Origin of the sequence: Phormidium sp. CCY1219, assembly GCF_035615515.1 — a bacterium.
Taxonomy (GTDB): Bacteria; Cyanobacteriota; Cyanobacteriia; order Cyanobacteriales; family Laspinemataceae; genus CCY1219.
On record NZ_JAJENT010000504.1, the window covers coordinates 1 to 9,554 of the forward strand.

The following is a 9,554-nucleotide window of genomic DNA, read 5'->3' on the forward strand; positions in this document are numbered from 1 at the left end:
CTGGGGAAACGCCGGAACAACCAACTGGGGAAACGCCGGAACAACCGACTGGGGAAACGCCGGAACAACCAACTGGGGAAACGCCGGAACAACCTAGTGAGGACATGCCACAGCAACCGACTGGGGAAACGCCACAGCAACCGACTGGGGAAACGCCGGAACAACCTAGTGAGGAGACGCCACAGCAAACCACGGCGGACATTCCAGCGCCACCCAGTGGGGAAACACCGACACTACCCGCACCGACAGAGGATTCTATACCGACAGGGCCGGTGGTGGGAACGCCTTTGGTTCCCGCAGAATTGCCGGAACCCGCGCCGCGATCGAACGGGGGAAACCCGGGAGAAGGGCCGACGGTACCCAGGGAACCGACAAGCGGGGGAAGAAGTGAGCCGATCGCGCCGATCGCACCGACGCCAAGCGCGCCTGCGGCGGGGGAGGGGGGAGTTGCTACGCCGGATGGCGGGATCGTCGCCGAGCGATCGCGGGCCATTTCGCAGTCAGAATTCTTACCTGCAGCGATCGCCACTGACGTTCTCACGGAACGTTCCGTAGAATCGCGCAATATCATTCCCGATCCGATGGAAATCAATGCCTCGTCCTCCGTGTCATCATCATCGCCAGAGCAAAGTACCCTTGCGGAACAAAACTTTACCCTTAGTACGGTGAGTCGCGCGGATATTGCGGCGCAACTGGATGCGGGCAGGGTGGAAGAAGCGGTGGGATTATTGGATATTTTTTATAGCGAGCAACTGGGGGATTATCTCGATCGCAATATTCGGCGCGATCTGAGAACCTTTAGCGCCTTGCAACAAAAAATTGTAATGAGAGCGCGACCCACAGGAACCAACCCGGCGATGCTCTATACCTTTGCGCGGGAAGGGCAATTAGATTTAGTGTTAGTGCCTCCGGAAGGTGAGCCGATTTACGAGAGTATCCAAGAGGCCGATCGCGAAAATTTGATGCAGGTGGTGCAGGAATTTCGGCGGGAAATCACCGACCCGAAGCGACGGTTTACCACCAGTTATCGTTCCTCGGCGAAGCAACTGTATGAGTGGATAATTGCACCATTAGAAGAACAACTGAAAGCGCGGGATATCGATACTCTAATTTTTTCGATGGATGAAGGATTGCGCGGGGTTCCCGTGGCGGCGTTTTACGATGGCGATCGCTTTTTGGTGGAACGGTACGCGATCGCTTTGATTCCCAGTCTCAATTTGACCGATTTGAATTATAAACCCCTAGAAAATGCGAAAATTTTAGCAATGGGAGCTTCGCAATTTACCGCACGCCCTCCATTACATGCGGTTCCGGTAGAACTGTCCAGCATCACTGAAGAGTGGCCCGGGGAATCTTTTCTCAATCAAACCTTTACCCTGGAGAATTTAAAGAACAAACGCGACTCAGAACAGTACCAAATTATTCACCTGGCCACCCACGCCGAATTTCTCCCGGGAGAGCCAAGTAATTCTTACATTCAGTTTTGGGATACTACCTTACCGGTTTACAAAATCCGCGAATTGGATTGGCACGAACCCCCGGTTGAATTGTTAGTGCTTTCTGCTTGTCGCACGGCGATCGGGGACAACCAAGCGGAGTTGGGTTTTGCCGGATTAGCGGTGCAGGCGGGGGTTGAATCCGCCTTAGCCAGTTTGTGGTATATCAGCGATGAAGGTACGGTGGCCTTGATGAATGAATTTTACCATCAATTGAATCAAAAATTGCCAAACGATGGCGAAGAATCTGGTATGGTTCCTATCAAAGCAGAAGCATTGCGCCACGCTCAGATGGCAATGATTGAGGGGGAATGGCAAATCGAATCGGGGCGTTTGATGGGGATGACGCCCCCGGAGGAAATCCCGCTTCCGCCAGCATTATCTCAGTTGGATAACGAAAATTTGCAGCATCCTTATTATTGGGCCGCATTTATCATTATCGGGAGTCCGTGGTAAACCCTGTGATGCTAAACTACGGGAATTCTGTAGGTATTTTTTATCAAGAGTTGATTGGGTAAAGTGTGGTAATTAGTTCCATCATAAAACCAGGGCAATTGTCAAGAGGCTGAAGAAATATTTATTCCCTTTTCTCGGGTCTTGCGTTCTTGTCATGGGGTTTAGGAGAGCAAATTTTGAGGGGCTGCGTCACATCGGAAGTAAAGGGGTTAATTTGCCCGATCGCCTGTAAATTTTTACGCAAAAAATGCTGCTACAAAAGGGGGGATACCCAGGTGAATAAGAGGGGTTGACGATAAAATTACCGCAGGGCGCAGATACGGTATTTTGCGGAAATAGGCTATCGCTACAAGCGCGATCGCAGGGTGCGAAATCCCCGATAAGTTGAAGCAGAAACGGCAGAGTTGTTGCACCCCAGGGCGGCAAAATTTATGTTGTTCGAGCTGCGGGTTTCTACCCAGAGAGGCATGACAAATGGTGAGGGATGTTTGTACGCTAGAAGAGATGGCGATCGCCACCACCGTCGCTGAAGAGGTTGCTTCGCCCAAACGGACGAAAAAATCCCGGCCAACGGTTGCTTAATAAGGGGCGTTTTGGCAAAGGACGTGTGAAATATGGCTGCGATAACAATCGGTTCGGATTCTTTAGTTAATACTTATACCGCTGACGAGCAAAAAAACCCAGTCGTCACGGGGGATAATGGGAATTTTACCATCGCCTGGGAGGGTGAAGGAAGCGAAGGGATTGGAATCTACGCGCAACAGTACGACGGAGAAGGAAATCCCGCTGGCAATTCGGTGCTGGTGAGTAGTGCCAATCAGCCAAAACAGGCGGCGATCGCCAGGAGACCGAATGGAGATGTTACCCTCGCATGGCAAAGTACAAGTGAGGGAAGTTCCAGCGAACTCTTTTTCCAGCAAGGGATGGCGGGGACGCCCACCAAAGTAGAAAGTGCCAGCGCGAATCCGCGAAATCCGGCGATCGCGATCCGTCCGAATGGTAACTTTACCTTAGTGTGGGAAAGCAACCTCAACGGAACCTCGGCAATTTACGCGCAACAGTATAACAAAAACGGAACTGCTCAGGGTAATGCAATCGTGGTGGATACCACCACCACCAACCAACAAGATCCGGCGCTCGCCATGCGTCCGAATGGGGAATTTACCATTGTTTGGCGAGGAGATACCGGCGAAGACGCGGCGGGGATTTACGCCAAGCAGTTTGACCAACAGGGAAATCCCGGAACCACCTTTCGAGTCAGCGAACAAACCGAGGGCGATCGCGCGAATCCGCAGATCGCGATTCGTCCGAATGGCAGTTACGCGATCGCGTGGGAAAGTAACAGTCAAGATGGGGACCAACTCGGGGTTTACGCGCGACAGTATGACAACCAAGGAAACCCCGTGGGGGGCGAGTTTTTAGTCAACCGCAACCTCACTGCTGGAAATCAGCAAGACCCGGCGATCGCGATGGCTCAAAACGGCAATCTAGCGATTTCCTGGTCGAGTATCCTCCCCGACGGAACCACTCACATCTATTTGCAGCAGTATGACAGTGCGGGCAATACCCGGGGACGGGAGTATCGCGTCAATTCCCAAACCGACGGCGATCGGGAAAATCCGGTGTTATTTCTCGACTCACAAGGAATCGGCGCGATCGCGTGGCAAAGCAATACCGGAAATGGCAACGGGTATGACATCTACGCCCAAAAATTCAACTTAGAGCCGAAAGTTCACTTTCCCCAAACCACCTATCAACTGAACGAAAGCGACAGCGGCGAAGATGCCACCATTACTCTCACGCGCTCTGGGGAACTTTCCGCCACTGCTACGGTAGAGGTACAATTTACCGATGGTACCGCTATCGGTGGTACGGACTTCGAGAATACCCCTCAAACCGTTACCTTCGATGCGGGTAGCGATACCGCCACCCTCTCGGTGCCGGTGAAAGACGATAGCGAGGTAGAAAGTACCGAAACCTTTACCCTCACTTTTGCCAATCCCACCGGCGGGCTGAACCTGTTTCAAACCACGGCCACCGTAGAAATCATCGATGACGATATCGCACAAGCGGGATTCAATGTATCTCCCTTGGAAGGCAATACCACAGAAGCGGGGGGCACCGCTGAGTTTACCATTGCCCTGGCCAGCGAACCCACGGCTAACGTTACCCTGCCTTTGGCCAGTAACGATACCAGCGAAGGCACGGTATCTCCCGCAAGTCTCACTTTTACTCCAGAGAATTGGAATGCGCCGCAAACCGTTACGGTTACGGGAGTGGATGATGCGATCGCCGATGGAAATATCCAATATGCCCTGGTCGCCGACCGGGCAAGCAGTGCCGACCCGAACTATAACGATATCGATCCGGTAGATGTCATCCTCACGAATGAGGATAACGATACCGCTGGGGTATCTATATCTCAATCCGACAACAGCACCACCGTGACCGAAGGCGGCAATGGTGACAGCTACGAGGTCGTTCTCACCAGCGAACCGACGGCAGATGTTACCCTGAATCTGACCTCCGACGGTCAGACGACCCTCGGCACCGAGGAAGTGACGTTTACGCCACAAAACTGGAATCGAGCGCAGGCGATCGCGGTAGAAGCGGCGGACGATACAGCAGTGGAAGGAGACCACAGCAGTACCATCACCGCCACGGCGAGTAGCGCGGATGCAAATTACGACGGCATATCCATCGAGCCGATAACCGCCACCGTCATCGATAACGATTCCGAACCTCAACCGCCTAGCGGGTCGGTGAATCTGATTCAACCGGTGGGCAATACTCTGGCAATGGAAGGGTTTGGCACGGATACTTACAAAATTGTGCTAAATACGCAACCCACGGCAAATGTGGAAATCGCAGTCGCCCCGGATGGCCAAACCACCACCGATGTAGAGCGGCTCACCTTTACGCCGGACAACTGGAACCAGTCGCAAACCGTAACCCTGACAGCGGTGGATGACAGCACATCCGATCCCCTTGCCCGCAGTGGGTTTGCTGGCACTCACACCAGTGCGATCGCTCATCGCGCTACCAGTGCCGATGCTAATTACAACCGCATCGACCTGCCCTCGATTGTAGTGAATGTCAGCGATAACGATAACCCGGGCATCGACCGCGCGTTTGCCGCAGCGGAAAATACCGCCGGCACCGACAGGGACGATCGCGTTACCGGATCTGCCGATACCGATATCGTCCACGGACGCGCCGGTAATGATAAGATAGAAGGATTCGACGGCAACGATATTCTTTACGGTCAAACCGGAGATGACGGTCTCGCAGGCGGCGCAGGGGATGACATTCTCTTCGGCGGCGAAGGTAACGATCGCGCCCGGGGTGAGGCCGGCAATGACGCGATATTCGGCGGCGAAGGCAGCGATCGCGTGTCGGGGGGTGACGGTGACGATCGCTTGTTCGGCGATGGCGGAAACGACCGCTTAGCAGGCGATGCCGGTGCGGATACTCTCACCGGTGGCGCGGGCAACGATGCATTTGCGATCGCTCGAGGCAGCGGCGGCTTTACATTAAGCGCGGCAGATGTTATCGTAGACTTTACCCCGGATGCCGATGTTATCGATTTGGGCGATTCCCTGACATTCGATGGCTTATCCATTTCTCAAGGTACCGACGAGCGGGCTAAAGATACGATTCTGCAAGACCCGGTGACTGGCGAGTATTTGGCGATCGTGCAAAATATCAATGCCACCGAACTCGATGCAGTTGATTTTGTGTAATCTCGCGTCCGCAGGCATAGCGGTCAAACCAATGAGTCGGTGTAGGCGCACAATTCGGCGACGATCGCGGGCAATTTCAATCCCTCGGTGGATAGGGTGAAATGGGTGGCAGTTTCCGAATGGGCGCGATCGCGATGGCCAAATTCGTCAAGCGGTTAGGCGACGGGGAATAACCTCCCCCTTTCCCCGGACATTCCTGGCGATTGGGGGCGATCGCATCTCGGGATTAATCACGGGTTCCCTGGTGGAAGGGAATGCTTTTCCCCAGACGCCGCCGCCCCACACCCTGGCGCGCCTCAGAGGCACCCGGGCTGAAATTCCCCCGAGTGCGATCGCGGCATTTGGTTCCGAGCCGGATTTCCGGTACAATAAAAGAAATAACAAACTTTGCGGTTTAAAATGAACCCGGAATCCACACTCAACCAACTAAAAGCCGCCTGTACCGACGGACAACTACCTTCTAGTTATGGAGTTTACTTTAAAAACACCTTAGTGGCCCTGTGCCACGCCCTCGAAGATCACATCCTGCAAACCAGTGCCCCGGACTCGGAGCAAAAACCCTTGGTCTTAGTCACCTTTCAGCGGGGTAAGTGGTATTTGCAAGAAGCAGAACGCTACTGGGACATCGCACAGCTTTCCCGGGAAGTTCTCATTTGTGCCATGCCCGATAGTGGATTCAATACCCATCGCACCAGTCAGCAGGAAAACGTCTCCTTGGTGGAGTTAGATGCCACGGATAGTTTGGTGAATGAATGGAATTTAATTATTGTTGCGCCAACTTACAAGGCGATGGTGCTGTGTCACGAACTCTCGGACGAGGAATATCTCCCCGAGGGCAAACCCGATGTGGATATGGAGCGCAAATTCTACGGGTTGTGGACCTTTGACCAAGCTCTGGTGTCGAAAACCTCGGAGATTTTAATCGAGCGGATTCGCCCGTACAACCCGGAACTGGCCGATCGCCTCCACCATCAGCAACAGGAGATTCAAGTCACGGTTGGGCCTCCCTTGGCAGATATGAGTGGGGTGGTGTCTCGGATTGTCACCTATTTGCAAACCTCGCAGCAGCAATTGGTGGCGGTAAACCGTCAAACCCGCGAACTGTGGGAGTTGGAAGGTCGCGCCGTGAAGGTGAGCCGCAACCTAAATGCCAATAAATTGCAAGCCTTTTTGCGAATGGCTCAGCGGGTAGACGAACGGGATGCGGCTAATCCGGTGGCTTCGTTGCAAGTGGCGGCCCTGTCGGAAACCCTGGGCCAATTGCTCGATTTACCTACGTTGCAATTGCGCCGCCTGCGCTTGGCGGGCCTGTTGTTCCGCATCGGGTTGGTGTCCGCACCCAATGAGGTATTTGCCAAAAACGCTCGCGATTTGGATGAGATGAGTCTGGCGGTTTGGCGCGATCGCGCTCGCACTGGCGCTCAACTCCTGATTGCTATGCCCGAATTGGCCCCGGTCCGCGATATCGTGGCGCACCATCTGGAATATTGGGATGGAAGCGGCAAACCCGATGGTCTCAAAGGGGAAGAAATCCCCATCGAAGCTCGCATCCTCGGTCTGGTCTCCTATTTCCAAGAACTCACCCAAGCGCGCGGATCCCGACAGGCGCGCAGTTTATCCGAGGCGTTAGAAAAATGTCAGCAACGCAGCGGTACCCGCTTCGACCCTGCTCTGGTGGAGACTCTCACTAATGTGGTGCGTCTGGTGGATATGGGCCTGATGCAGTTGCCCGATCGCCCCAGTCAACTTCCTAATGTTTGGTTGGAAGAATCCTCTGCCAATCCCGGAAAACAAGCGGAAAATCAAGGGTAAACCGGGTACAATGAATCCGCAAGCTATGGGGATGGATTTTATCCCCAGACGCCCAGAAAAGGCGCAAAAAGACCCCCCGCTCATTTCAAAACAGCCCGTGGCGGGGTAGCTTATAAAAGGCGTTTGCTAGACGGATTTGGGATGAGTCCGTGTCGGCGGACTTCCCCGGCATTCGCCATTTTCCCGAAAATTAGTATTTTAATTTCCTATCTATGACTCATTCGACTCTAGATATCAGCGCGATTCGACGCGGAAAAGTGAAAGACTTGCGCGACGCTTCCCTTGTGGGGGCGGATTTAGCCGGCGCAGATCTCGCCGATGCGGATCTGTCTCAAGCGAATTTAACCGGGGCGAATCTCTCCGGGGCGAATCTCTCTGGGGCTATCTTGCGCGCCAACCTGCATGGGGCGAATCTCTCTGGGGCGAATCTCTCCGGGGCGGATTGTCGCAACGCCGATTTGCGCGGCGCGCTGCTGAGCGATGCTACAGTCAAGGGGGCAACCTTTTCCGGCGCGTTCCTCACCGGCGCGATGTGTGGCAATTTGGACTTTAGCGGTGTGGACCTGCGCGGGGCCGACGTGCAGGGGGCGTCCTTGTCTCGGGCGACTCTGCAAGGGGCGGAATTGTGCAATGCCAATTTCTCCGGGGCGGACTTATCCCATGCGGATCTCGAAGAGGCGGACCTCAGCGGCGCAGTGCTGCGCGGGACGAATCTGACTGGGGCGAATTTACTCTGCGCGATCGTGGATTCTGCCCAGTTTGCCGGGGCATTGCTCGCCGGGGCCTGCGTGGAAGGGACTCCGTTAGACCACTGAGGGAGTAAGCTGTAAGTGGCTTGTCGTGCCTGTTTTGCCCCGCTTCCGGGGTTGGCTTATGGATCCCATAAGCATAACAAAACTTTACATTTCGTAATGAAACGTTATAATGGGAGCGTAGGCAAACATGCACAAATATGGTATCCGCTTTGTTTGGCAGCACACCATTTCAAAATCAAGCTGGCGACGCTCTCGTTAGTAAAGTGGCGGGAACCGCGATCGCTGCTCTATTTAAGCGATCGGAAAAAGTAGAGGCCAATGTCCGCGCCGAACCTGTAACGAAATTGTTGCAGGGCAGTGTCGATGGCTTTGATTTCATCGGCAAAGGCATGTTGATGTACAATGGCCTGCGAATTGATAATATGGAACTCTATTTGCAGGCGGTTGCGATCGACTTCGGCGCGATTTTCTCCGGTCAGGTGAAATTACGCCGCCCCACCAGCGCCAGCATGAGGGTGGTGTTGAGCGAAGATGATTTGACCACTTCGTTTAATACCCCGTTTGTGGTGGAAAAGCTGCAACGTCTCCAATATCAGGGCCAACCCCTGCATTTTCAAAATACCGATGTGACGCTCAATCCCGATAAAACCTTGCACCTGCAGTCCAAAGTTAAGGTGGGCGATTCCGATTCTCCCCTGAATCTGGATTTTACCGCTAGTGTAGACGTGCAAGACCGCCATAAAATCCAATTCGTCGATGTTACCTATGAGGGCGATGAGGAATCCGTGGCACTGGGGAAAGCGTTAATCGAACATGTTAACCATTTGCTCGACTTGGATAAGTTTGCTCTGGAAGGTACGCAACTTCGGGTTGACCGGGTGCGCCTCCAACGCAAAAATCTTGTGTTCTACGGGTCGGCTCATATCAATCAGTTTCCCTCTGGGAAGGGCGTCAATAAATAACGTTCGCAGCACGCCGCTGCATCACGTAGCGGTTCACCTTCCCCGATTAATGCAGTCTTTTTACATCTTAATATCTGAGGTCACATCCTCCCTCAATGCCGCGATCGCTCCTCACAGATTGTGGCTTTTGTGGGTTTTAGCAACACCCGCCGGGGATTAAAATCCCCGGCTAATGGCTCGAGTCGGTTAAAACTGAGATCTTGCACCAGTTGCAACACCCGACGGGGATTAAAATCCCCGTCTAACAGCTTACAGTCGGTTGAAACCGACTGAAATGCTTCTCTGATAACGTTTTCAGCCGGTTTCTAACCGGCTTTAGCTATGAGGCGT

The 9,554-nt window shown here is 53.7% G+C and carries 6 protein-coding genes; 5 read left to right on the top strand and 1 reads right to left on the bottom strand.

Features of this window, described 5'->3' with window-relative positions:
- Positions 1-1,952: CHAT domain-containing protein (locus LKK83_RS13210; protein ID WP_324631628.1), on the top strand; the 1,952-nt coding region annotated here is incomplete at its 5' end.
- 346 nt (positions 1,953-2,298) lie between these two features.
- Here LKK83_RS13210 and LKK83_RS13215 read toward each other — a convergent pair.
- Complete coding sequence (locus LKK83_RS13215; RefSeq protein WP_324631629.1) at positions 2,299-2,421, bottom strand: hypothetical protein; 123 nt, start codon at positions 2,419-2,421, stop codon at positions 2,299-2,301.
- A 145-nt stretch (positions 2,422-2,566) separates the two neighbouring features.
- Here LKK83_RS13215 and LKK83_RS13220 point away from each other — a divergent pair, with 145 nt between their 5' ends.
- The 4 genes from LKK83_RS13220 (at position 2,567) to LKK83_RS13235 (ending at position 9,224) form a co-directional block, all read left to right on the top strand.
- Positions 2,567-5,695 (top strand): Calx-beta domain-containing protein, encoded by a 3,129-nt coding sequence (locus LKK83_RS13220; RefSeq protein ID WP_324631630.1) that lies wholly within the window; start codon positions 2,567-2,569, stop codon positions 5,693-5,695.
- Positions 5,696-6,094: 399 nt separating this feature from the next.
- Entirely contained in the window at positions 6,095-7,507 is a 1,413-nt protein-coding gene (locus tag LKK83_RS13225; protein WP_324631631.1) for an HD domain-containing phosphohydrolase, read from the top strand.
- 212 nt (positions 7,508-7,719) lie between these two features.
- Complete coding sequence (locus LKK83_RS13230; RefSeq protein ID WP_324631632.1) at positions 7,720-8,322, top strand: pentapeptide repeat-containing protein; 603 nt, start codon at positions 7,720-7,722, stop codon at positions 8,320-8,322.
- Between the two features lie 137 nt (positions 8,323-8,459).
- Positions 8,460-9,224 (top strand): LmeA family phospholipid-binding protein, encoded by a 765-nt coding sequence (locus LKK83_RS13235; protein WP_324631633.1) that lies wholly within the window; start codon positions 8,460-8,462, stop codon positions 9,222-9,224.
- Positions 9,225-9,554 lie beyond the last annotated feature (330 nt).